This window comes from Segniliparus rotundus DSM 44985, assembly GCF_000092825.1.
Lineage (GTDB): Bacteria > Actinomycetota > Actinomycetes > Mycobacteriales > Mycobacteriaceae > Segniliparus > Segniliparus rotundus.
Genome location: NC_014168.1, coordinates 2,764,381 through 2,788,214 on the forward strand (window position 1 = coordinate 2,764,381; position 23,834 = coordinate 2,788,214).

Annotated in this window: 17 protein-coding genes and 1 pseudogene; 7 read left to right on the plus strand and 11 right to left on the minus strand. The window is 66.0% G+C overall.

Going from position 1 to position 23,834, the window contains the following annotated elements; genetic code table 11:
• Nucleotides 1–8 precede the first annotated feature (8 nt).
• Both SROT_RS13455 and SROT_RS17200 read right to left on the minus strand, forming a co-directional pair.
• Nucleotides 9–1,370, minus strand: a complete 1,362-nt coding sequence (locus SROT_RS13455) for a phthiocerol/phthiodiolone dimycocerosyl transferase family protein (protein ID WP_245535308.1) — start codon at nt 1,368–1,370, stop codon at nt 9–11.
• 93 nt (nt 1,371–1,463) lie between these two features.
• Nucleotides 1,464–1,544, minus strand: a pseudogene (locus tag SROT_RS17200) (hypothetical protein); the annotation flags it as partial.
• A gap of 225 nt (nt 1,545–1,769) precedes the next feature.
• Between SROT_RS17200 and SROT_RS13460 the strand changes: the two are divergent.
• From SROT_RS13460 to SROT_RS13475, 4 genes are all read left to right on the plus strand, one after another.
• Complete coding sequence (locus SROT_RS13460) at nt 1,770–2,780, plus strand: enoyl-CoA hydratase/isomerase family protein (protein WP_013139572.1); 1,011 nt, start codon at nt 1,770–1,772, stop codon at nt 2,778–2,780.
• A gap of 108 nt (nt 2,781–2,888) precedes the next feature.
• On the plus strand, nt 2,889–4,529 hold the full coding sequence (locus SROT_RS13465; protein WP_013139573.1) for a fatty acyl-AMP ligase: 1,641 nt from the start codon (nt 2,889–2,891) through the stop codon (nt 4,527–4,529).
• 362 nt (nt 4,530–4,891) lie between these two features.
• The gene (locus SROT_RS13470) at nt 4,892–5,305 is read left to right on the plus strand and encodes an MmpS family transport accessory protein (RefSeq protein WP_049773457.1); all 414 of its coding nucleotides are present in this window, start codon (nt 4,892–4,894) and stop codon (nt 5,303–5,305) included.
• Between the two features lie 106 nt (nt 5,306–5,411).
• Nucleotides 5,412–8,333 carry an MMPL/RND family transporter gene (locus SROT_RS13475; RefSeq protein ID WP_013139575.1) on the plus strand — a complete coding sequence of 974 codons (2,922 nt, stop codon included), beginning with the start codon at nt 5,412–5,414 and terminating at the stop codon, nt 8,331–8,333.
• Between the two features lie 182 nt (nt 8,334–8,515).
• On the opposite strand, the gene SROT_RS13480 is transcribed toward SROT_RS13475, so the two are convergent.
• Nucleotides 8,516–9,706, minus strand: a complete 1,191-nt coding sequence (locus SROT_RS13480) for an aminotransferase class V-fold PLP-dependent enzyme (RefSeq protein WP_013139576.1) — start codon at nt 9,704–9,706, stop codon at nt 8,516–8,518.
• Nucleotides 9,707–9,837: 131 nt separating this feature from the next.
• Nucleotides 9,838–11,307, minus strand: coding sequence for an MFS transporter (locus tag SROT_RS13485; protein WP_013139577.1), 1,470 nt, complete (start codon nt 11,305–11,307; stop codon nt 9,838–9,840).
• Between the two features lie 193 nt (nt 11,308–11,500).
• On the opposite strand from SROT_RS13485, the gene SROT_RS13490 reads away from it, so the two are divergent.
• Together SROT_RS13490 and SROT_RS13495 are read left to right on the plus strand one after the other, a co-directional pair.
• Nucleotides 11,501–12,985 carry an AlkA N-terminal domain-containing protein gene (locus tag SROT_RS13490; protein WP_148223451.1) on the plus strand — a complete coding sequence of 495 codons (1,485 nt, stop codon included), beginning with the start codon at nt 11,501–11,503 and terminating at the stop codon, nt 12,983–12,985.
• Between the two features lie 67 nt (nt 12,986–13,052).
• On the plus strand, nt 13,053–13,469 hold the full coding sequence (locus tag SROT_RS13495) for a hypothetical protein (protein WP_041407355.1): 417 nt from the start codon (nt 13,053–13,055) through the stop codon (nt 13,467–13,469).
• Here SROT_RS13495 and SROT_RS13500 read toward each other — a convergent pair.
• The 3 genes from SROT_RS13500 to SROT_RS13510 all read right to left on the minus strand — a co-directional run bounded on the left by SROT_RS13500 (nt 13,456) and on the right by SROT_RS13510 (nt 17,063).
• Nucleotides 13,456–14,472 carry an alpha/beta hydrolase gene (locus SROT_RS13500; RefSeq protein WP_013139580.1) on the minus strand — a complete coding sequence of 339 codons (1,017 nt, stop codon included), beginning with the start codon at nt 14,470–14,472 and terminating at the stop codon, nt 13,456–13,458. The genes SROT_RS13495 and SROT_RS13500 overlap by 14 nt on opposite strands.
• Nucleotides 14,473–14,822: 350 nt before the next feature.
• On the minus strand, nt 14,823–15,830 hold the full coding sequence (locus SROT_RS13505; RefSeq protein ID WP_013139581.1) for an alpha/beta hydrolase: 1,008 nt from the start codon (nt 15,828–15,830) through the stop codon (nt 14,823–14,825).
• A gap of 252 nt (nt 15,831–16,082) precedes the next feature.
• A complete protein-coding gene (locus SROT_RS13510) occupies nt 16,083–17,063 on the minus strand; it encodes an alpha/beta hydrolase (protein ID WP_013139582.1) in 981 nt (326 codons plus the stop codon).
• A 115-nt stretch (nt 17,064–17,178) separates the two neighbouring features.
• Between SROT_RS13510 and SROT_RS13515 the strand changes: the two genes are divergently transcribed.
• Nucleotides 17,179–17,955: an acyl-[acyl-carrier-protein] thioesterase gene (locus tag SROT_RS13515; protein WP_013139583.1), complete on the plus strand. Its 777-nt coding sequence runs from the start codon at nt 17,179–17,181 to the stop codon at nt 17,953–17,955.
• Nucleotides 17,956–18,005: 50 nt separating this feature from the next.
• Here the strand turns inward: SROT_RS13515 and SROT_RS13520 are convergent, their stop codons facing one another.
• The 4 genes from SROT_RS13520 to SROT_RS13535 all read right to left on the minus strand — a co-directional run bounded on the left by SROT_RS13520 (nt 18,006) and on the right by SROT_RS13535 (nt 23,764).
• The gene (locus tag SROT_RS13520; RefSeq protein ID WP_013139584.1) at nt 18,006–18,536 is read right to left on the minus strand and encodes a DUF3558 domain-containing protein; all 531 of its coding nucleotides are present in this window, start codon (nt 18,534–18,536) and stop codon (nt 18,006–18,008) included.
• Entirely contained in the window at nt 18,533–19,102 is a 570-nt protein-coding gene (locus SROT_RS13525; RefSeq protein WP_148223452.1) for a DUF3558 domain-containing protein, read from the minus strand. The genes SROT_RS13520 and SROT_RS13525 overlap by 4 nt, the downstream gene beginning before the upstream one ends.
• Nucleotides 19,103–19,143: 41 nt before the next feature.
• A complete protein-coding gene (locus tag SROT_RS13530) occupies nt 19,144–19,668 on the minus strand; it encodes a hypothetical protein (RefSeq protein ID WP_013139586.1) in 525 nt (174 codons plus the stop codon).
• Nucleotides 19,669–19,786: 118 nt separating this feature from the next.
• The gene (locus tag SROT_RS13535; RefSeq protein WP_013139587.1) at nt 19,787–23,764 is read right to left on the minus strand and encodes a DNA-directed RNA polymerase subunit beta'; all 3,978 of its coding nucleotides are present in this window, start codon (nt 23,762–23,764) and stop codon (nt 19,787–19,789) included.
• Between the last annotated feature and the right edge of the window lie 70 nt (nt 23,765–23,834).

The window sequence follows — 23,834 nt, forward strand, 5'->3', positions numbered from 1 at the left end:
CGAGCGCTTCAGGCCCTGGCGAGGATCGTGTCGAAGGCCCTTTCCAGGGCGTCGAGCAGCGGCGCGGCGCGGGCTTCGTCGGCGCCGAACCCGAACAGGTCGAGGTTCAGCCTGCCGTTGAACGTGGACACAAGATAGGAACGGTTTCGCGACGCGCCCTGCCCGGCTTTGCAGGCGAAAGCATCCGGCCCCGGGCTCGAATGGATGACGCCGTGCAGGTCTTCGAGCACGATGGAATCCGGAAGCTCGAACGGGGGCAGCACCCCCACATTGGTGATGAACACCGTGTCGGGCGCCGGCGCGCAAGCCGCGCCGGCGAGCTCGCGCACGGCGTCCATGGAACCGGACATTTGCAGAATGCTCTGCGCGACAAGGCCGCTTTCCAGGTCCGCGCCGATCTGGCTGAGCACTTGTTTGGCCCAGTCCAGCGGGTCGCCGCTGCGTTCGGCGAGGACCACGGCGGTCGAGCTCCCCGCGAAATTCGTCACCGCTGTGGGCTCAGTGATCGGCGGGACGACCCTGGCGCGCGCGTCCACCACGGAGCGCAGCTGGAAGACCAAGAAATCCGGAGCCCCTTCCAGGAGCAGCTCGGCGAGGACGGCGGCGGCGGACACGAGCCCGTGCATGGTCAGTTGCGCGCGCTTGCCGAGCCGGAGCAAGGCGGCGGTCTTCTCCTTGGAGAGGCGCAACCGCCCGCGCGCGACGGTCAACTCTCCCGGCGCGGCGGCCGCCACTGGTCCGGCGGGGCCTGGCGTTTGCGGCGGGCGGCGGGCGCTGTTGAAGAACTCGACGGCTTGCTCGCCGTAGCCGCGGCGGAGGAATTCCTCGAAGTCGAGCTTCTCGACGCCACGTTCGCAGAGCGCTTTCTCCGGGGAGAGCGGCACGGGCCGCGCCGGTCCCGCGAGGGCTTTCCCGGTTGCCGCGAGGCTGGTGTAGATCGAGAGCAAGCGGCGCAGGTGAGCGAGCATCGCGCGCCCGTCCGCGAGCGAATGGTGGCAGGAGAAGACCAGCCGGAACCGATCGCCGCGGGTGGTCACGCGCACGGCGAGGACCTCGCCCTCGCGCAGGAGCAACTCCTCGTCCTCGGGCCGCTGTTCGGGGTCTGCGGACACGAACCGCAGCACAGGCAGGTCTGGCTCGTCGAGGCGAAGAGCAAACCCGGCGCCGCCTGTTGCGCGCACCACCCTGCCGCCGAGCGCCGGATGGGCTTCGCGCAACAGGGCGAGCGCTTGGCGCAGCAGAGGCTCTTCGAGCCGGCCCCGGCCTCGGCCTCGGATGATCGCGTTCATCGTGACGGACATGCCGGCCATGAACGATTCCATGCCGGAAAGCTCCCTGGCGAATGGCGCTTGGAGCCGAGCACTGGTCACGGCGGCAGCATACCGCCCAACAGCAGCCGCGACAGGACCTGGCGGTCGCGCAGGCGCACGTCAAACGAGAATTCACCAGGCGTTCACCATCCCTGCGCGCAAGAGCGGCGAAAGATGCCCGGTGAGCGCGAAGTGGCCGAAGTGATTGCTGCCGAATTGCAGCTCAAAACCGTCGTCGCCCTTCTTTTGGTCGCGGACGGCCAGCAGGAGGGTCGCGCGGGGCTTGGGCTTGGGCCGTTTCGTTCGAATTCGGCCGCCATTGGTCTGACTGATAAAAGACCATTGGTTCTTTATGGAAAGACCGCCGGGCTTGGCAACGAGGGGGATGCCATGACACGAGGGCGATGGTGTCCGAAGAATGCGGTTTCCAGCGGCCCCGCAGCGGGTAACGTTCCCCGCATGACCACAGTGCGCGTTTCGCTCGACCAAGGGGTCGGGCGTCTTGTCCTCGACCGGCCCCACGCTCTCAACGCCCTCGACCTCGGCATGATCCGCGAACTCGCCGAGCCGCTTGCCGCGTGGGCCTCGGACGCGTCGGTGCGCCGGGTGGTTGTCACCAGCAGCTCCCCGAAGGCGTTCTGCGCGGGCGGCGACATCCGAGCGATCCGCGAGCACGCGGTCAACGGCGAAAGCGGCCTGGTCCGGCAGTACTTCGCCGAGGAGTACGCGTTGAACCAGCTCATCGCCGAGTACCCCAAGGAGTACGTCGCCGTGATCGACGGCTACGCCCTGGGCGGCGGGCTCGGCATCAGCGTCCACGGCTCGGAGCGGATCGTGACGGAGCACGCCGTCGCCGCCATGCCGGAGACCGCGATCGGATTCTTCCCGGACATCGGGGCCTCGTTCTTCCTGTCCCGCCTCCAAGGGGAGCTTGGGACCTACCTCGGGCTCACCGGAGCCCGCCTCAGCGGGTCGGACGTGGTGGCGGCAGGGCTCGCGACCCGGTTCGTGCCCCGCGCGCGCCTCGCGGACGCGACTTCCGCGCTGACCTCCGGGGTTGACTCGGACAGCGTGTGGGGCACCTACACCGAGGAGGTCCCCGCCCTGGCCCTGCCGTTGGAGCGGATCGACGCGGTGTTCTCGGGCCATGACGTGGTGGGGGTCTTGGGCCGGATCGAGGAAGAGCCCGGCGACTGGGCCGGGGCGGCCCGGACGGCGCTCGCCGCTTGTTCGCCCACATCGCTCGCCGTCACGCTGCGACTGCTGCGCGAGGGGGCGGGCAGCGACCTCGCGACATGTTTGGCGCGCGAGCTGGACCTCGCGACGAGGCTGACCGCGACGGCGGATTTCATCGAGGGCGTGCGCGCGGCGCTGGTGGACAAGGACCGCTCCCCCGCCTGGAAACCGCAGAACGCGGCGGATGTCGCCCAGGACACAATCGAGGCACTTTTCCGCCCTTGCGACACATGATCGGGCGCTTGCCACCCCCCAAACCCGCCACGACATGTCAGAATTGGTTGCTCTGTGAAGAGTCTAAGAGTACTCTAAGGCAATAGTTCGCGACCCGAGGAGCCGAGTTTGAGCAAGTTCACGACGGAGATGTTCGCCAACGCCGCCGCCTCCCCACGAGGCTTGATCACCGGCGACCCGGACGCCCCGCTGTTCCAAACATGGGGCGAAGTGCATTCCATCGCGCGGCGCATCGCGGGCGGCCTCGCCGAGGCCGGGGTCAAGCCCGGAGACTCGGTCGGCATCCTCGCGGGCATGCCCGTGGACATCGGCCCCCTGGTGCAGGGCGTGTGGATCCGAGGGGCCTCCCTCACCATGCTCCACCAGCCCACCCCTCGCACCGACCTCGCGCTCTGGGCCGAGGACACCCTGCGGGTCGTGCAGATGATCCACGCCGACGTGGTCGTCGTCGGCGATCCGTTCGGACCCGCCGTGGAGGTGCTGCGCCAGCACGGCATCCGCGTGGCGCTCATCGACGACCTGCGCAAAGGCCCGAGCATCAGCCCGGTCGACATGGGCGAGCGGGACGTGGCCTTGCAGCAGCTGACCTCAGGCTCCACCGGCATCCCCAAGGCCGTCGTCATCACGCACGAGAACCTGTACTACTGCGCGCACGCCCAGCACGACGGTTTGAGCTTCGACGTGGAGACCGACGTGACGATCTCCTGGCTGCCGCTCTTCCACGACATGGGCATGATCGGCTACCTCGCCACCCCGATGATCCTGGGCGGCCAAGCAGTGCATATCACCCCGATAGACTTTTTGCGCTCCCCGCTCCTGTGGGCCGAGCTCATCGGCAAGTACAAGGGCACGGTGACCGCCGCGCCGAATTTCGCGTACTCCCTGCTCGCCCGAAGGCTGAGCCAGGCCCCGGACGGCGCGGTCGACCTTTCCAGCATGAAATACATGATGAACGGGGCGGAGCCCGTCTCGCCGGACACCATGGAGGCCATCATTGAGGCGGGAGCCCGCTTCGGCCTCAAGCCGGAAGCGGTCGCGCCGTGCTACGGCATGGCCGAGACCACCCTCGCCGTCTCCCTCCCGACTCGAGGCACGGGGCTTCGGGAAGAGATCGTCGACGCCGACCTGCTCGAGCTCATGGGCCGCGCCGTGCCGACGACGAAAGGCAATGTGCGCCGTTTGGCGACCCTCGGCAAAGTGGTCGACCCGTTGGAGATCAAAGTGGTCGACAACGAGGGACGCGCCATCGGGCCCCGTCAGGTCGGGGTGATCAACTTGCGCGGCAAGGTCGTCTCCCCCGGCTATGTCACCGTCGAAGGCCCCGCGCCGATGACCGACGCGGAGGGCTGGCTCGACACCGGCGACCTCGGTTACCTCACCGAGGACGGCGAAGTCGTCGTGTGCGGCCGCGTGAAAGATGTGATCATCATGGGCGGGCGCAACATCTACCCCACCGACATCGAGCGCGCGGCGTGCGGCGTGTCCGGAGTCCGCGCGGGCAACGCGGTGGCCGTGCGGCTGGACGCGGGCGAACTGCGCGAATCCTTCGCAGTGGTGGTCGAGAGCAAGTTCCACGAAGATGAAGACGAGTGCGAGCGCATCAAACACGACATCGTGCACGCCGTCTTCTCCGAGGTCGGGGTCCGGCCCCGCAAGGTTGTCGTGCTCGGCCCCGGAACCTTGCCGAAGACCTCCTCCGGCAAGCTCAAGCGCGCCGGTTCGGCAGCATTGCTCACCTCGGCGGTCTGACGCGCCGCTCGGACGAAGGCAGCCGTCTGGGCATTCGCGCAGGGGGCCATACTGCGCGAAAAGACATGATTCCGATCACGGAAAGAATCTTTCGACAACCCAGAAAAGCGCGCAGACGAGCGAAAACCCCTTGTCTGCGCCGCTGGGGCCGAACCCAATCCGGCGCACGTCCGCAGCGTCGGACACAAAGATAGAAATTTACTTGATAGTATGCAACCATTGCTTGGGAAATACTGGACAACCCCCTGAGAGTCCCCTGAGAGTCAGTCAGAACGGAGTTCCTGAAATGTGCGCGGTGCAAGCGGCCGCCTGCCGAGTCGCAGGCGTGAACAAACAAAAGAGGTCGTGAAGCTGTGAAAATCATGGGAAAGATTTGGCTCCCGCTCATCATCGTGTCTGTCGTTATTTTGGCCAGTTTCGCGGTGTACCGCATCCACGGCATTTTCGGCTCGGAGAGCGTCCAGGCCAAGGAGATCAAAGACAACACCGACCCTGTGCTCCCCAAGGAAGTGACCTACACGATCACCGGACCGGCCGGGACCCACGGCGAAGTCAACTACGTCGACGACCGCACCACCCCGCACAAAGCGCAGTTCACCTCGTTGCCGTGGACGCTCACCGTCACCACCAAGCTCAACTCGATGTTCGCGCAAGTCGTCGCCCAGGGCGACAGCGACCATATCGGCTGCCAAATCGTCGTCAACGGCGAAGAACGCGACCACGAAACCGTGAGCGGCTACCATTCCAACGTCTTCTGCCTGGTGAAATCTGCATGAGCGCGACGATTCCCCCACTGGCGCGTATCTGTGGGAGCCGCGCCCAGCATCCGTCCACGAGCACAACGAAGCCCCGCAACGGCAGGGCGATGAGGAGCACCGCCGCATGAGCACCCCGAACGCCCCCCACGCGCCCGTCCAGCGTTCCCGCATCGCGCGAGCCCTGCGCCACTCGGCGCCCTTGGTGGTCATCCTCTGGCTGGTGGGCATCGTCCTGCTGAACATCTTCGTGCCGCAGCTCGAAGCGGTCGGCAAAGAGAACTCCGTCTCGCTGGCCTCGAAGAACGCGCCGTCCTACAAAGCCATCAAACGGCAAGGCGAGCTCTTCCACCAATTCGACTCGGACAGCATCGCCATGGTGCTTTTGGAGGACGAAAAGAAACCGCTCGGCGACGACGCGCGCCAGTACTACGCCAAGATGGTGCAACGCCTGCAAAAGGACACCAAGCACGTCGAGCACGTCCAAGACTTCTGGGGGGCCCGCACCACTGCGGGCGGCGTGCAAAGCACGGACGGGAAAGCCGCCTACGTCCAGGTGAACCTCGTCGGCGACCAGGGCACCAACGAAGGCAAAGAGTCCGTGCAGTCGGTGAGCAACATCGTCAACAACCTGGTCGACTGCAAACCTGAGGGAGTCGACTGCAAACACGGCCCCAAAGCGGACGACCCTCCGCCTGGGGTGAAAGTCTATGTCACCGGCCAAGCCCCGCTGACCATGGACATGAACGACGCCGGCGACAAGAGCATGATCAAGATGACGCTCATCACCCTCGGGGTCATCGTCGTCATGCTGCTCGCGATCTACCGCTCCATTTTCACGACGCTGCTCATCTTCTTGACGGTCATCATGGAGCTCAGCGCCGCGCGCGGTGTGGTCGCCTTCCTCGGCCACACCCATATCATCGGCCTGTCGACCTTCGCGACGAACCTGCTGGTCGCCCTCGCCATCGCTGCGGGCACCGACTACGCGATCTTCTTCGTCGGCCGCTACCACGAGGCACGGGGCGAAGGGGAAGACCGGATCAGCGCGTTCTTCACCACGTACCACAGCGTCTCGCATGTGGTCCTCGGGTCGGGCCTGACCATCGCGGGCGCGACATACTGCTTGAGCTTCACGAACCTCCCCTATTTCCAATCGCTCGCCGTGCCGTGCGCCATCGGCATGCTGGTCGTGGTCGCCGCCGCGATGACGCTCATGCCGGCCGTGCTCCTCATGGCCACCAAGATCGGGCTCATGGAGTCCAAGAGCAAGAACGCCGGGCAGTCTCGGACTTGGCGCCGGATCGGCACCGCCATCGCACGCTGGCCAGGGCCGATCCTGGTGGTCACGATTTTCGTCGCCCTCATCGGTCTGAGCATCCTGCCGTCCTACCGGGTGAACTACAACGACCGGGACTACATTCCCGCAACGCTGCCGTCCAAGATCGGCTTCCTCGCCTCCGACAAGCATTTCTCCAAGGCCCGGATGAACCCCGACATCATGCTCATCGAGACGGACCAAAACCTGGCCACGCCCGCGAACATGCTCGTGCTGGACCGCATCGCGAAGAACGTGATCCGCATCGACTCCATCGGCAAGGTGCAGAGCATCACCAGGCCGCTGGGGGCTCCTATCGACCACAGCTCCATCCCGTTCCAGGTCGGAGCCGGATCGACGCCGATGCGCCTGAACATGGACTACCTCAAGTCGAGCATGCGGGACATGAAGAAGATGGCGACCGAGGACCTCGGCACCATGATCTCCACCCTGGAGCAGATGTACGCCGTCACCAAAGAGCTCACCGAGGTCACGCACCACATGACCAGCGACACGGCGGAGATGGTCAAAGTCACCTCCCAAATGCGGGACAGCATGAGCTACCTGGACGACTACATGCGCCCGTTCCGCAACTACTTCTATTGGGAGACGAACTGCTGGGAGCTCCCCTGGTGCTGGGCGGGCCGGTCGCTGTTCGACGCGCTCGACGGCATCGACAGGCTCACCGACCAGATCGGCACGATGTACGGCGACATCCAGCACATGGACACGGTCATGCCGAAAATGCTGGCGCTGATCCCGCCGATGATCGACGTGTCCAAGAGCATGCAGCACACCATGCTGAGCATGTACAGCACCATGAACAGCATGATCGAACAGATGGACCGGAGCACGGACACCAGCTACATCATGGGCCAGGCCTTCGACCAGGCGAAGAACGACGACTTCTTCTACCTGCCCCCGGAGGCGTTCCAAAACGACGACTTCAAGACGGGCCTGCGGCTCATGCTCTCCCCGGACCAGAAGTCCGCGCAGATGATTGTCACCCATCAGGGCGACCCTGCGGGAGCCGAAGCGTTGGCCACCACCGCGACCGAGCTCAAGGCGGCGAAACAGGCCGTGAAAGGCACGCCGCTCGAAGACGCCAAAATTTACCTCGGCGGCACGGCCGCGACGTATCACGACATCGGCGAACAGGTCAAATACGACCTCATGATCGCTGTCATCTCCGCGATGAGCCTGATCTTCCTCATCATGCTCATCATCACGCGGAGCATCGTGGCAGCCTTCACCATCGTCGGCACCATCGCGATCTCGCTCGGCTCCTCCTTCGGGCTTTCCGTGCTCATCTGGCAGCACCTGCTGCACCTGCAGCTGCACTGGTTCGTGATGCCCTTCACCGTGATCATCCTGTTGGCAGTGGGGTCGGACTACAACCTGCTGCTCGTGTCCCGTATGAAAGAGGAGCTGCACGGCGGTTTGAAGACCGGCATGATCCGGGCCATCGGCGGTTCCGGCGGGGTCGTCACCTCCGCAGGCGTGGTGTTCGCGTTCACCATGGGCTCCATGATCACCAGCGACCTGATCGCCATCGGGCAATGCGGCACGTCGATCTGCCTGGGCCTGCTGTTCGACACCTTCATCGTCCGAGGGTTCATGACGCCGTCGATCGCGTCCCTGCTCGGCCGTTGGTTCTGGTGGCCGATGGTGGTTCGCAAGCACGCCACCCCGCTACCGCCCACGCACACACCCGCCGCGGCGGCGCACTAGCACCGCACGCGCAGAAACGTCTGTGGCGGGCCGAGACACTCGGCCCGCCACAGACGTTTCTCGCAACAGGCGTTCATGCGGACTTCGCGACATCCGCGACCAACCCCAGCACATATCGATCTCGCTGTGCGTGTTGCAGAGCCAGCCGGGACACTGCGCCCTCGTGCCTCGGGCTGCGCGTCCTACGACTTCAACCCGGAAGCGACGTCCGCGACCAACTCCAGCACATCATCGATCTCGCTGTCCGTGTTGAAGTAGTGCGGCGAAAGCCGCACCACCGCGGACAGGCCCTTGGCGGCCATGTCGTGCTGCGCGGAAGTGCGACGGGAGAAGTGGCAGGACACCGAATGCCCGGCGAGCTCGGCGACGACGCTGTCCACGGCCTTGTCCGCAAGGGTGAAGGTGACGATGCCGGACAACTCGTCCCCCAAGTCCCACACCTGCGCGCCAGGGATCTGCGCAAGGCCCGCCCGCAGCCGCCGCGCGTTCGCCCGCAGCGTCGCGCTGGCCTCTTCGACGCCGACGCCCAGGAGGTAGTCCACCGCCGCGCCGAGCCCGAGGAAACCGGCGATATTGCCCTCCCACTGCTCGAACCGGCTCGCGTCGTTCGCCACCTCGTAACCGTCGGGGCTGGTCCACGCTGTGGTGGATGTGCCGAGCACACGGGGCTCCAGACCCGCCGTCGTCTTCGGATTGACATACAGGAACCCTGTCCCGCGCGGGCCGCGCAACCATTTGCGCCCCGTGGAGGACAGCGCGTCGACACCGGACTCGGCGACGTTCACCGGCAGCTGGCCCACCGACTGACAGGCGTCGTGCAGGACCAAAGCGCCATGCTGGTGGGCCAGCTCCACCACGTCGCGCACCGGGTTGATGAGCCCGCTGTTCGTCGGAACCTCGACCAGCGAGACCAGGCGCACCCGGTCGTCCAACATCGCCGCCAACGCGTCGAGGTCCACCCTGCCGAACTCGTCGGACGGGATGACCTCGACGCTCACCCCATGTGTTTTGTGCGCTTTGAGCGCGTTGACGGCGTTGCTGGGGTAGTCGGCGCGACAGGTGAGGATGCGCTCCCCCGGTTGGAAAGGCACCGCGGAGAAGAACTCGTTCCACGCCCTGCCCGCAGAGTCCAGGAGCGCGATGTCGTTCGGGGCGCAACCGATCAATTCCGCAATCGACTGCTTCACGCCCGCGAACCGATCCCCTGCCATCTCCGCTGCGCGATACCCACCGACCTGGGCTTCGAGCCGCAAATGGCTGATCACGGCGTCGAGCACCGGCAACGGCGGCAACGAGGAGCCTGCGCTGTCGAAGAAGAGCGTGCCCATCACGCCAGGGGTGTCCGCGCGGATGCGATCGAGGTCGAAAGGCATACCGGCAGTCTAGCCCCGCGCGCAGTCCCGAGGTTGCCAGATCCTTGTCGAAACACGCCCTGTCGGAACACGGAAAAGCAATGCGCGGCGCGCCCGCTCAGGCGGGCATGCGCGGGGAAGCATCAGCGGGCTCAACGGGCAGGGTGCGCTGATCGGGCTTGGGAGGCCGCCGCGTCTTCGGAGTCCGCGTCGTGGGCCACAGGCTCCCAGCGGCCGATCACCAATGCGAGCGCCCCGATGGCCGGGGCAAGGGCGATGACCCAGAAGACGCGTGTGGACAACGCTGCCGCGAGGAGCGGGAAAAGGAACAGCGTCACTGCCGTGGCGGCGCTGTCCGCGCCACGGCTGAAGCCGACGCCAGTGCCCCGGATACGGGTCGGGTAGCTGAGCGCGGCGAAAGTCATGAGATTGGCTCCGGGTCCGCTCGCCTGGGCGAAAAGGTACAGCCCGAGCATCGCCAGGGCGAGCGCGATGGCGGCAGTCCCCTTGGGCGCGCCGAGCAACGCCAGCACGAGGAAAGCAACAAGCTGCAGGGCGAACCCGGCCAATGTCATCCGCCAGGCGCCGAACCGGCGCGACCAGCCGATGCCCAACATGCCGCCGGTGAAGGCGAAACCAAGGTTCAAAACCAACGCGAAAAGGATCGTCGTGAGCTCCCCCTGGGACAGGAAGGCCGCAAGGATCACTGGGAGCCCGAAAGCGACCGAGTTGTAACCGAAATTCTGCGCGGTGTTCGCGACGAGGTTCTGCAGCGTCCGGCGCCGGTAAGGCGGTTGGAACAACTCCCGGTAGCGTTGGCCGGCGCTGGCGTGCTGCCTGTCCTGACGGGCGTCGGGGGCCACCCGCGCGTCCACGCCGTAGCTGCGCCGCAGGATCGCCGCCGCCCCGGCAAGGTCGCCTTGGCCCGCGGCCCAAGTCGGGGACTCGTCGATATAGCGTTTGCGCACCGCGATGATGGCGAGCGCGGGGACCGCGCCGAACCCGACCACATACCGCCAGGTGTGCTGATGCCAACCAGCTGGCAGGAACAAGTAGATCGCCAGAATGACGGCATAGCAGGCAGTCGTGGCCGCGTACCAGGCCGGGCACCAGGCGGCGGTGCGGTCCGATTTGCCGCCCCGCCCTTTCAGTCGGGAGAACTCGGCGAGGAACGCCATCGCGACCGGCAAATCCATGCCGACGCCGACTCCCATGAGAAAACGGAAGCCGATGAGCATCGCCGCGTTCACAGAGAGCGCGGCCCCGATGGCGGCCACGACGAAAAAGACCATGTCTGCCATGAAGACCCGGTACCGGCCGATGCGGTCGACCAGCGCTCCGCCGAAGAACGACCCGACCAGCGCGCCGAGCGAGATCGCGCTGACCACCAAACCGAGCTGCGCCGATCCGATGTGGAACTGGTCGCGCACGGCCTCCTCGCCATAGGCGAGCGAGGTCAGATCATACGCGTCCAGGAAGACGCCGCCCAACGCGAGCAGAACGATCACCCGCGCGTTCGCCGCCCGCGCCGCCCCTCGGTTCACAATGTCCGAGACATCCGCCGCGGACCGTATCCACACGACGTCGTCGGACTGCTGAGACTTGTGCACTGCCGTTGTCACGGGTTCCCTTCTGACGGAAAACTTCTCGCTCTGACCGAGAATTCTTGGGCCACAAAAAGCGAAAGTGTAATGAAATGACTGCTCGGAGCACAGATCCATGCTCACCGTGCGTCGAATCCACGAATGGGCGCATGCGGACTGCGACGTCCGAAAACCGCTCGTCATCTCTGCGGCGCGATGGCAGAGTGGACGCATGGGCACAGCAGGAGGCCGCACAGGCCCCGGGATGGATTTCGCGGCTGCGTATCGGGCCATCACGTCCCGCGACGCCCGGTTCGACGGGCAGTTCTACACCGCGGTGCGCACCACGGGGATGTACTGCAGACCATCCTGTCCGGCGCGAACGCCGCGACCGCAGAACGTCGTCTTCTATCCCACGGCGGCAGCGGCGCATCTCGCGGGCTATCGGGCCTGCAAACGTTGCGCCCCGGACGCGAGCCCCGGATCGCCGCAGTGGAATCTGCGCTCCGACGCGGCCGCCAGAGCCATGCGGCTCATCGACGACGGCGTGGTCGACCACGAGGGGGTGGACGGGCTCGCCCGCCAGCTCGGCTATTCCAGCCGGCAGCTGAACCGTTTGCTTGTCGCGGAGCTCGGAGCCGGGGCTTTGGCGCTCGCCCGCGCCCGCCGAGCCGCCACGGCGCGCACGCTCATCCAAACCACCGGCATGGGCTTTGCCGACATCGCATTCGCCGCAGGGTTCTCCAGCGTCCGGCAGTGCAACGACACCATCCGAGCATTCTTCGCCGCCTCGCCGCGCGAGCTGCGCCGCAACACATTTCCAGCGGATGTCCGCGCAGGCGCGATCGCGCTGAGGATGCCCCTGCGAGGCGCGCTCGATACGCCTTGGATGCGCTGGTTCCTCACGGACCACGCCGCCCGAGGAGTCGAAGAGGTCCGCGGCGGCGACTACCGCCGGACCATGCGTTTGCCGCATGGCTCTGCTGTCGTCTCTGTGCGGGTCGAACCGGTCGGCACAACCGTGCGCGCCCGATTCCACCTGGCCGATGTGCGGGATCTGAGCACAGCGGTGAACCGCGTCCGCCGCCTGTTCGACCTGGACAGCGACCCGGAGACTGTCGACCAGGCGCTGGCCGAGGCCGAACCGAAGCTCGCCGCGCAGATCGCACAGACCCCTGGACTGCGTATTCCTGGAGTCGCGGACCCAGCGGAGCTGATCTTGCGGACGATGATCGGCCAGCAAATCTCCGTCGCCGCGGCCCGCACCCACATCAGCCGGCTCGCGCAGCTCCTCGGCGACCCTGTCGAGGACCCCGACGCGGCTGGCAGCCTCAACCGGTTGTTCCCGACGGCGCGGCAGCTGGCGGACGACCAAGGCGCCTCGCTGCGCGGACCCGCAAAACGGACACAGGCGATCCTCGCCGTCGCGCAGGCGCTCGCGAGCGGGAAGTTGCAGCCGCACACCGGCATGGACCCCGCCGACCTTCGCGAACAGCTGCTCGGCCTGCCCGGGATCGGGCCGTGGACGGCGAATTATGTTGTGCTGCGGCACCTGCTCGACCCGGACACGCTGCTCGACACCGATCTGGTGGTCCGCCAAGGGGCCAAAGACCTCGGGATCGACCTCAAAGACACCCGCCGAGCCGCGCCGTGGCGGTCGTATTTGGGCTTGCGCCTGTGGCAGCACGCGCTGCGAAAACGAGGCGTTCTCGTGTGAGCGGCCAGGGAGCAGCGCCCGCCCGCGCGGCCACACGCGCCGAGGCAGCTGCTGGTAGCGTGAGCGCATGCTCCGAGCGCTCGCAGTGGCGATGACCTGTTTCATGGGCCTGTGCCCAGCCGCGGCAGCGCCTGCGACACCGTCCGCAGCCAGGGCCTGCGCCCGGTTCATGGACATCGACCAGCTGTTGGAGCAGGTCATCAGCCCATACCAAGGGCAGCAGGAGCCGACCTCGGACCAGGCGAGGATCGCGATTCTGGCGCTGCGCAATGCCAGCACGAAAGCCAATGCGCAGCTCGGCGCAGCGAGCGAGGAGGTCGCGTCAGCGATCGGCGACTACGCCCAAGCGGCTTCGGACTATGCCGACGCGCTCAACACAGAGGCCAACGCCGGTTCGCAGAGCCAGGCCGAAGCCGCTTTCGACGCGGCGAGAGCCTCAGCGACGGCGGCGTGCTCGCTCAGGACGCCCCTCAGGCGCCAATAGACTGCTTCATGTAGTCGAGCGAGTCCCAGAAATGGTCCTGCCAATACGGCCAGTTGTGCGTGCCCGCCGCGTCAAAGACGAACCGGGCGTCAAGCCCGACTTGCTGGGCTTTCTCCTGGAAGCTCTTCGTCTGCGAGTATGCGATGGTCTCCAAACCGGTAGCGCTGACTTTGTCCACGCCGGAAAGGTCGTTGTCCTTCTCGGTCGCCCCGCCCCTGCCGGCTGAGATGTACAGCGGGATGCCTTTGAGATCGTTGATGCGCATCGTCGGGTCGTTCTGCGGCCAACGCGGGCTCCACGGCGGCCCCCACATGTTGTCGCTGTTGAAGCCCTGCTCCGACAGCATCGCGGCGCGAATAGCCTCGCGCATGCCGGGCGCGGTGATGTTGAGGAACCCCGACAGCGCCCCGGCGAAGGCGAACCTGTCACGGTGGTTCGCCGCGAGGATCAGCGCGGCCCCGCCACCCATGGAGAGCCCCATGAGAGCGTTGCCGGTGGAGGAGAGCCCTTGGGCTCCCAAGAAATTCGGCAGCGTCGTGCCGATGAAGGTCTCCCACATGTACCGGTAAGGCTGGTTGTTCAGGTTGCTGGGCGCATCCCAGTCGGTGTAGAAGCTGGCGTTGCCGCCGACCGGCATGACCACGGTGATGCCTTTTTTCGCCGCCTCGTACACATTGGTCATATGCTCCCAACCGGACACGTCCCAGGTGGCGCGCAGCCCGTCGAGCAGGATGACGCTCTTCTTCGAACCGTTCGTGGCCCGCCACAGCCGCACTTTCACGTCCGGCATCTCGGGCGTGGGCACCATGTGCTCCTCCACCCCGTCGTTGGGGTCGGAGCCAGCGTGATCGTCCGGGGGGGTCGCGAAGGCGCGGGGCATGTGGTCCGCGAGCACGAGTCCGGCGGCTCCAGCACTGGCGAGCAGGCCGAAGCGCCGCCGCGAAAATGAGCGGTTCGGCCCCGCGTCGGCGGCACGAGGGGCGCTCTGCGCAGAATTTTCCATGAGGGTCCTTTCGGAAACGACCTTTCGAGGGTCGCACATATCGCTGCGGGCACGCGAGTCCCACGCCGTCGCGGGGGGACATGCTCCATCATGGCCAGCCAGCCTGTGCGCACTCTGAGAGGAGGCCTTGCGCCCGCCCGGAATCGGGCTCGGAGTCTGTTTTCATCTGATCCGAGGCAAGCCGGTGGTTCTCTTCCCAGGACGGCCAACGGCGGGCGCCGCAGAGCTGGACGTCGCCCCAGGAAAGGCACGGCGAGGGGCGTGCCTTTCCTGGGGCGACCGGACCGCATGGAAAACGAGATCGGCCCCGCACCCTAGGGTGCGGGGCCGATCTCGTTTTGCGTGTCGGATCAAGCGCCGATGGCGGTCTTCATCTGGTCGAGGGAGTTCCAGAGGTTGTACTCCCAGTACGGCCACATGTGGGTGCCCCAGGGCTGGATGTTGTAGGTGACGTTCACGCCAGTGGCGTCCGCGGCCTGCTTGAACTTCTCGTCGTCGCCCTTGATGATGCCTTCGAGGAAGCCAGCCGAGAAGCTGTTGATGGGGCCGTAGTTCGCGTGCTTCGCGTAGTCGTCGTCCCAGGGGCCCTTGTCGCCGTTGCCCCAGGAGAGGTACAGCGAGGTGTTGCGGAGCTTGTCGAGCTGCGCGACCGGGTCGTTGGCTTTCCAGGTGTCGTTGTAGCCGGGTCCCCACATGCTGTCACAGCTGAAGCCCTGCTCCGACCACATCGAAATGCAGATCTGGCCTCGGCTGCCGTCGTCGAGGTTCATGTAGCCCGAGTACGCGGCGGCGAACTTGTACTTGTCCGGGTAGTTCGCGGCCAAGATGAACGCGGACGAGCCCGCCATGGACAGACCGGCGATCGCGTTGCCGTTGGGGTCCAGGCCCTGCGAGGCCATCCACGCCGGGAGGGTCTTGCCGATGAAGGTGGCCCACATGTACCGGTAGGGCTGGTTGTTGCCCTGGCTCGGCTGCTGCCAGTCGGTGTAGAAGCTGGCGTTGCCGCCGACCGGCTCGATCACGTTGACGCCGTGGTCCGCCAACAGGTGCGCGTTGGTCTCGTGCTCCCAACCGGAGACGTCGTTGGTGGCGCGCAGGCCGTCGAGCAGCACCACGGACTTCTTCGAACCGTTGGTCGCCCGCCACACGCGGAGCTTCACGTCCGGCATCTCGGGGGTCGGGACGTAGTACTCCTGCACATGGGCGAGGGGGCCGGGGTCGTCAGCCGAGGACTGGACCGCGGGAATGGGGCCCGGGTCCTCCATGGCGCTCGCCTGCGGCGCGCTGGCGAAGCTGAATCCAAGAGCAGCGGCCATCACCCCCGCCGATATTTTCAGCACACCTGTGCGACGTTGCATACTTTTCCTTTCAATGTTCTTCCGCCGCGTGACCCGTCATTGCGCGCAACAGCGGCAATATTGCCAACCGTGGCGGCAGAACGGCAAACCCAGCGAACCTCTTCGCCGTGTCTTCGGATCCGCATGGGCCGCGAGCACCTGTTGGGCTGCGGCACCGCTCTCACGCGGCGAGGTACACGATACAGAGTATAGCCGCAAAAACCGTGGACAAAATCCGCAATTCTCAGGAGAGTCACAGCGGATCGTGACGACTCAGACACCCAAGGCCGACCGAATCCCCGGCAAAGCCTTCCACAACTCCGCTTTCCAATACGGCCATGAATGCGTGCCCTGCGGGGTGAAATCGAATCTCGCATGGACGCCCAGCTCCGCGAATCGGCGTTGCAGGGCCTGCGCTTCGGAGTTGGCCATTCCTTCGAGCATGTGCGCGTTGAGCGCGTCCAGGCCCGCGCTGCCCGCGTCGAGCGAGGTCGTCCCGCCGCCGCCGGCCGAGACGAACATGGACACCCCGCGCAGATCGTCGGCGCGCATCGTCGCGTCGTTCTGGACCCAGCGCGGGCTCCACGGCGGGCCCCACATGCTGTCGCTGTTGTAGCCGCCGTCCCCGAGCATGATCGCGCGGATGGACTCGCGCGCTCCGGGCGCGCTCACGTTCACGAACCCGGAGAACGATCCGGCGAAGGAGAAAAGCTCCCGGTGGTTGGCGGCGAGGATGAGGGAGGCCCCGCCTCCCATCGACGCGCCAGCGATGGCGTTGTGCTGCGGGTCAAGGCCGATCGAAGCGAGGAACCTGGGCAGCGTGACCGCGAGGAACGTCTCCCACAAATAGCGGTACGGCTGGTTGTTGAGGTTGCTTTTGGAGTCCCAATCGGTGTAGAAGCTCGCCCGGCCGCCGACCGGCTCGACGATGTTGATCCCGCTGAGCGCGATGTTCTCCGCGTCGGTGTTCTCCTCCCAACCGCTGCGGTTCGCGGAGGCGCTGAGGCTGTCGAGGAGGATGAGGGATTTTTTGCCGCCGCCGGCCGCGCGCCAGACGCGGACTTTCACGTCGGGCATCTCCGGGGTGGGCACCATGTATTCCACCGCCTCGGCGTGGGCCGAGGACGCGAAGAATTGCGGGAGCGCCACCGCGCCCAGCGCCAACGCGGGCAACACGACCCAGACCGGACCAGTCCGCAGCCCGGACACGACGAAACGGCTCCACTGGAGCCACACACTGCCGAGCCGGGTCACAGCTGAGCATAGTACCGTTCACACACACATTTCATCGGCGTTGGCGACCGTGGACGCGGTATGCTTTCCACGTCGTGACCCCACCGAATCTTTTCTGTAAGGCGCAAGAAACACTATGAGCGAGCCGACGTTGACCGAGAAGAGCCTGATCGCACCGTTGGCTCCGCTGCCCGAAGACCCCGAGTTGTATTTCGAGGAGTCCTGGCAGGCCGGGCTGGGGGATTTGGACGCAAACCGCCGGCCCCGGCTCGACTCGGTGGCCCGCTACCTCCAAGACCTCGGGCTCGACCATCTGGTCGAAACAGGTTTTGACGACATCCACCCCTACTGGGTCGTGCAGCGCACGGTGATCGAGGCGCACGCCCCGGCCCCGGACGTCATCCGCGAACGGTTGACCTTGCGCCGCTGGTGCTCGGGCATCGGCAAATTCTGGTGCAATGTGCGCATCCAAGTCGTCGGAGACAAAGGGTCGCACTTCGAGACCGAGGCTTTCTGGATCAACTTCAACAAGGAGACCAAGGGCCCGGCGCGCATGTGCGACGACTTCGTGGAGAAGTTCGGGCGGGCGACCGAGAACCATCATCTGCGGTGGAAGCCCGTCCTGGGGCAGGAGCCCTCCGCGAGCGCCGTCTTGTCCCCTTGGCAGTTGCGCGCCACCGACATCGACCAATTCCGGCACGTCAACAACGCGGCCTACTGGGAGGCGGTGGAAGACCTGCTCAGCGGCTCTGAACTGCTCGCCGGGCGGTACCGCGCGATCATCGAGTACATCTCCCCCGTCCAACCCGCCGAGCAGATTGTTTTGAGCTCCGCGGTCACCGACGAGGAGGCAGACATCTGGTTCCTCGTGGAGGGCAAAGCGAAAGCGGTGGCGAAAGTCATCAAACTCTAATCAGCCCCGGCCACGGAACAGCGCCGCCGCGCACAAGCGCCTGAAGCCCGTCAGGCCCGGGTGTTGAGCGCCTTGATCATGAGCTTGGTCGCGCTGTCGCATGAGTCGCCGCCGGACCCGAAGACCGGTTGCACCCACCAGCCGATAATGCCCTCGGTCTGCGATTTCGCGACCGAACCGCAGATCGACGCGTCGCCAGCCGGGTGGGCGATGATGCCTTTGGAGCCGTCGAAGTCCCGCCACTGGTTGTCGTATTTGAGGAAATCCAAGGTTTCTTTCTCCCGGTCCAGAGTCCCCGTCTCGAACCAATAAAAAGTCACCTCCAACGCGGACGAGCCGCCCATGACGTTCCACCGGCACACCGCGCCGTTGAACGTCTGGAACCTGGCCTTCATGCCGAGCACGTCGAGCATCTCTTTCTCGTTGATCAGCTCGCACTCGTGCATGAGGTTCTCGTACGGGTCGGCCTCTTGCTCGCGCACCGTGGTGTTCGTGGGGCCCGCCCCGCCCGACCCGGGTCCGCAACCGGTGGCCGCCGCGGCCACCAGCGCCAAAGCGGCTGCCAGTGCTCGGCGGCTCATTGCTTCGCCCGATCTATGGTCAGTTCTGCGAGCTGGCGCGTCCCTTCGCAGTCGTTTTGGCCGGAGCCGCGCCTGCCGAGCTCCACGGACCACTCGATGAAATCGTTGCCGAAGTCCGCGCCGAGCTCGCAGAGGTTCTGGTCTTGCTGGTGGATCAAAAAGCCAGGGTAGCCGCGGATCGTGATGCGCTGGACGTCGTCCCTGGTCTTGCCCTCCCACGACTCCTCACGCCCGATCGGGCTGCCCCGGTACCAGGTGAACGAAGCCTGCATGGAACCGGCCACGGTCCATTGGCAGGTCACCGAATTGCGGAATTGCACCCTGGCGCTCGCCGCCCCGAGCTTTTGGGCGACCTCTTGCGGCGTGAGCCCGGCGCATTCGGCGAACATCGGCCCGTTCGGCTTCGCCGGACCCGCCTGCCTGTCGCCGCCGGCAGGGGTTTTCGCACCGCCGCCGGCGCAACCGGCGAGGACCCCTGCGCAACCGGCGAGGAAAACCACGCCCGTGAAAAATGTCGGGAGCGCGCGCCAGCGGCGCTGGTGGAGTTCGTGCTGCTCGGCAATCATGTCTTCAGCATCGTACCCGGCCAGCCTGAGAGAGCTGAAGCCTAACCGAGGCAAATGCGCGACAACTTGTCCTCGGCGGTGTTGATCTTCTCTTTGGCCCCGTTCATCTGGTCCGGGGTCGCCCTGCCGCTGAGGATCTGCGACAGACCGTCCAAAGCGTCGACGTATTCGCCCACCGCGCTGCCGATGTCCGAATCCGGGTCCGCGTCTGCCGAACGCATCTGCGACTCGGCGTCCTTGAGCTCCTTCTGCAGCGCTTTCGCCTGGTCTTGTCCCGGCTGGCCGGCGTTCAACGCGTCGACGAAATCGTTCCACGCGGCGATGACCCCGATGTATCCGAGGATATGCTGCGAGCACACGACCTGTCTCGCCGCGGCGGCCCTGCTCGAAGAAGCTGACGCCGAGCTGACGGAGCTGCTCGAACTCGACGACAGGTACGACGTGAGCGCGGGCTGGTCCACGCTCCCCTTGCCTGCCACGACCTGCGTGCAACTCGCCAGCAGCACACCGGCGGACAAACACAGCCCGGCGACGCGCTTGTTGCCCAAACCCAAGAACCCTGCCATGCATGCAGCGTAACGCACTGGCGCCCTAGAGGCCAGATCACCGGTCCCGGCGCCCTGCCGCACAACGCCCGCAGGCCCCCGGCGAACCGGGGGCCTGCGGGTCGCAGAACTCAGCAGATCACTGGTATTCGCTGAAATCGTAGTCGTCCAACGGCACAGCGGGGCCGGAGTGGCTGTAGCGCGCAGCGCTGTAGTCCACGCCGTAATCCGCGTCGGAACCGTAGTAGCCTTCCGCGAAACTCGGCAGCGAGTACGCCGCAGCGCGCGCGGCCTCCGTCGGCTGGACCTCGATCTGGCGGTAACGGGCGACACCCGTGCCAGCCGGGATCAGCTTGCCGATGATGACGTTCTCCTTCAAGCCGATGAGCTTGTCGGAGCGGGTGTTGATCGCAGCGTCCGTGAGCACGCGGGTGGTCTCCTGGAAGGAGGCCGCCGACAGCCACGAGTCGGTCGCGAGCGACGCCTTCGTGATGCCCATGAGCACCGGGCGGCCCGCCGCGGGCTCGCCGCCCTCGGCGACGATCCGACGGTTCTCGGCTTCGAACTCGCCGCGCTCGGTCAAGGAACCCGGCAGGAACTCCGAGGAGCCCGAGTCGATGATGGTGACCCTGCGCAGCATCTGCCGCACAATGACCTCGATGTGCTTGTCGTGGATGGACACGCCCTGGCTGCGGTACACCTCTTGGACCTCGTGGACCAAGTGGATCTGCACCTGGCGCGGGCCCATGACGCGCAGCACCTCGTGCGGGTCGGAGGACCCTTCGAGCAGCTGCTGGCCGACCTCGACGTGCGAGCCGTCCGCGAGGACGCTCTCCGAGCCGTCCTCGCCGCGCAGGACCTTCAACCGCTGCCGCTTGGAGAGCTTGTCGTACACAACCTCTTCGCCGCCGTCGTCGGGGATGATCGTGATCCGGTAGAACCGGTCGTCGTCCTCCAAGCGGATGCGGCCGGAGACCTCGGCGATCGGGGCCTTGGCCTTGGGCACACGCGCCTCGAACAGCTCCTGGACACGGGGCAGACCGCCGGTGATGTCCTCACCGACACCACCTTGGTGGATGGTGCGCATGGTCAGCTGCGTGCCCGGCTCGCCGATGGACTGGGCGGCGACGATGCCGACGGCCTCGCCGATGTCCACCAGTTTGCCGGTCGCCATCGAGCGGCCGTAGCACTTCGCGCACACGCCGTTGCTCGTGGTGCAGGTCAGGACCGAACGGACCTTGATCTGCGAGATCCCGGCGCCAATGAGCTCGTCGATGGTGGCGTCGCGGACGTCGGAGCCCCGGTCGACGATCACGTTGCCCTTCGCGTCGGTGACGTCCGAAGCCAAGGTCCGGGCGTAGGCGCTGGTCTCGACGTGCGGGTCGCGGATCAGCGAGCCGTCGGGGCCCTTGGTCGCGATAGCCACGTTGATGCCGCGCTCCGTGCCGCAGTCGGACTCGACCACGATCACGTCCTGCGACACGTCCACCAGGCGACGGGTCAGATAACCCGAGTCAGCGGTGCGCAGCGCGGTGTCCGCGAGGCCTTTGCGGGCGCCGTGGGTGTTGATGAAGTACTCCAACACCGTCAGGCCCTCTCGGAAGGAGGACTTGATCGGACGCGGGATGAACTCGCCCTTCGGGTTCGTCACCAGGCCCTTCATGCCTGCGAGGGTGCGGGTCTGGGTCATGTTGCCGGTCGCGCCGGACTTCACGATCATGATGATCGGGTTGTCGTCCGGGTAGTGCGACTCCAGCGCGGCCCCGACCTCTTCGGTGGCCTGCTTCCAGATCTCGACCAGACCGTCGCGACGCTCCTCCGAGGTGAGCGCGCCGCGCTGGAACTTGCGCTCCAGGCTGTCCGCGCGGCCCTCGTAGGTGTCGAGGATTTCGCGCTTGTTCGGCGGCACGAGCACGTCGGCCATCGACACGGTGACGCCGGAGCGGGTCGCCCAGTAGAAACCGGCGTCCTTGAGCTTGTCCACGGTCTGCGCGACCACGATCATCGGGTACCGCTCGGCGAGGTCGTTGATGATGACGGCCTGGCGCTTTTTGAGCATGACCTCGTCCACGAACGGGTAGTCCGAAGGCAGCAGCTCGTTGAACATGACCCGGCCGAGCGTCGTGTGCGCGGTCCACGCCTGGCCTCGGGTCCACCCCTCAGGGAACAGTTCGGCTTCGAGCTTGGCCGGCGGGCGTTGCTCGGTGAGCCGGATCTTGATCGGGGCCTGCACCGACAGCACGCCTCGGTCGAGGGCCATGATGGCCTCGGCCGGGCTCGTGTAGACGCCTTCCTCGTGGTGGTCCTTCTTCGCGGCGGTGAAGGCGCCCTTCGCGTCGTCCTTCTGCAAGGTCAGGGTGTACAGGCCCGTGACCATGTCCAGGCGGGGCATGGCGAGCGGGCGGCCCGAACCGGGGGAAAGGATGTTGTTCGAGGACAGCATGAGGATGCGGGCCTCGGCCTGCGCCTCCGCCGACAGCGGAAGGTGCACGGCCATCTGGTCGCCGTCGAAGTCGGCGTTGAAGGCCTCGCACACGAGCGGGTGCAGCTGGATGGCCTTGCCCTCCACGAGCTGCGGCTCGAAGGCCTGGATGCCGAGGCGGTGCAGCGTGGGCGCGCGGTTCAACAGGACCGGGTGGCCGGAGATGACCTCTTCGAGGACGTCCCACACCTGCGGGCGGTGCCGCTCGACCATGCGCTTGGCGGATTTCACGTTCTGCGCGTGGCTGAGGTCGACGAGCCGTTTCATCACGAACGGCTTGAACAGCTCCAGCGCCATCAGCTTCGGCAGACCGCACTGGTGCAGTTTGAGCTGCGGGCCGACCACGATGACCGAACGGCCGGAGTAGTCGACGCGCTTGCCGAGCAAGTTCTGGCGGAAACGGCCCTGCTTGCCCTTGAGGAGGTCGGACAGCGACTTGAGCGGACGGTTGCCCGGCCCGGTGACCGGACGGCCGCGGCGGCCGTTGTCGAAGAGCGCGTCCACAGACTCCTGCAACATGCGCTTCTCGTTGTTCACGATGATCTCCGGGGCGCCCAGCTCGATGAGCCGCTTGAGGCGGTTGTTCCGGTTGATCACGCGGCGGTACAGGTCGTTGAGGTCGCTGGTCGCGAAGCGGCCGCCGTCGAGCTGCACCATCGGGCGAAGCTCCGGCGGGATCACCGGCACGGCGTCGAGCACCATCCCGAGCGGGCTTTTGCCGGTGGCCTGGAACGCCGCGATGACCTTGAGCCGCTTGAGCGCGCGGAGCTTCTTCTGCCCCTTGCCCGAGCGGATGGTCTCGCGCAGGTTGTCGGCCTCCGCCTCGATGTCCAGGTTCTCGATCAGCGTCTTGATGGCCTCGGCGCCCATCGCGCCGGTGAAGTACTCGCCGTATCGGTCGGAGATCTCGTTGTACAGCATTTCGTCCACGATCATGTCGCGCGGGGAAAGCTTGACGAACGTGGTCCACACCTCGTCCAGGCGGTCGAGTTCGCGCTGCGCGCGCTCGCGGATGTGGCGCATCTCGCGCTCGCCCGCGTCGCGGACCTTCCGCTTGGCCTCGGCCTTCGCTCCCTCGCCCTCAAGCTCGGCGAGGTCGGCTTCGAGCTTCTGCGCGCGTTCTTCCAGGTCGACGTCGCGCTGGTCGGTGACGGACTTCTTCTCGACGGCCATCTCCGCCTCCAGAGTGGAGAGCTCGTTGTGGCGCATCTCGTTGTCCACGGAGGTGATGACGTACGCGGCGAAGTAGATGATCTTCTCAAGATCCTTCGGGGCGAGGTCGAGCAGGTAGCCGAGACGGCTCGGCACGCCCTTGAAGTACCAGATGTGGGTCACCGGCGCGGCGAGCTCGATGTGGCCCATGCGCTCGCGGCGCACTTTGGCCTTGGTGACCTCCACGCCGCAGCGCTCACAGATGATGCCTTTGAAGCGGACCCGCTTGTACTTGCCGCAGTAGCATTCCCAGTCCCTGGTCGGGCCGAAGATCTTCTCGCAGAAAAGGCCGTCCTTCTCGGGTTTGAGCGTGCGGTAGTTGATGGTCTCCGGCTTTTTCACCTCGCCGAAGGACCAACGGCGGATGTCCTCGGCCCCGGCGAGGCTGATCCGGAGCTCGTCGAAGTAGTTGACGTCGATCACGTTCCCTGTGCTTCCTGTCTAGTCAGTCTGACTGGTCTTGTCGTCTCGGAATATGCGCTGTGTTGATGTG

Bases quoted from the DNA above. Each gene is read 5' to 3' on its own strand.
- SROT_RS13505 (WP_013139581.1), bottom strand. From the start codon at position 15,830: ATGCAACGTCGCACAGGTGTGCTGAAAATATCGGCGGGGGTGATGGCC.
- SROT_RS13530 (WP_013139586.1), bottom strand. From the start codon at position 19,668: ATGGCAGGGTTCTTGGGTTTGGGCAACAAGCGCGTCGCCGGGCTGTGT.
- SROT_RS13495 (WP_041407355.1), top strand. From the start codon at position 13,053: ATGCTCCGAGCGCTCGCAGTGGCGATGACCTGTTTCATGGGCCTGTGC.
- SROT_RS13460 (WP_013139572.1), top strand. From the start codon at position 1,770: ATGACCACAGTGCGCGTTTCGCTCGACCAAGGGGTCGGGCGTCTTGTC.
- SROT_RS13520 (WP_013139584.1), bottom strand. From the start codon at position 18,536: ATGAGCCGCCGAGCACTGGCAGCCGCTTTGGCGCTGGTGGCCGCGGCG.
- SROT_RS13525 (WP_148223452.1), bottom strand. From the start codon at position 19,102: ATGATTGCCGAGCAGCACGAACTCCACCAGCGCCGCTGGCGCGCGCTC.
- SROT_RS13490 (WP_148223451.1), top strand. From the start codon at position 11,501: ATGGGCACAGCAGGAGGCCGCACAGGCCCCGGGATGGATTTCGCGGCT.
- SROT_RS13470 (WP_049773457.1), top strand. From the start codon at position 4,892: ATGGGAAAGATTTGGCTCCCGCTCATCATCGTGTCTGTCGTTATTTTG.
- SROT_RS13500 (WP_013139580.1), bottom strand. From the start codon at position 14,472: ATGGAAAATTCTGCGCAGAGCGCCCCTCGTGCCGCCGACGCGGGGCCG.
- SROT_RS13480 (WP_013139576.1), bottom strand. From the start codon at position 9,706: ATGCCTTTCGACCTCGATCGCATCCGCGCGGACACCCCTGGCGTGATG.
- SROT_RS13475 (WP_013139575.1), top strand. From the start codon at position 5,412: ATGAGCACCCCGAACGCCCCCCACGCGCCCGTCCAGCGTTCCCGCATC.
- SROT_RS13515 (WP_013139583.1), top strand. From the start codon at position 17,179: ATGAGCGAGCCGACGTTGACCGAGAAGAGCCTGATCGCACCGTTGGCT.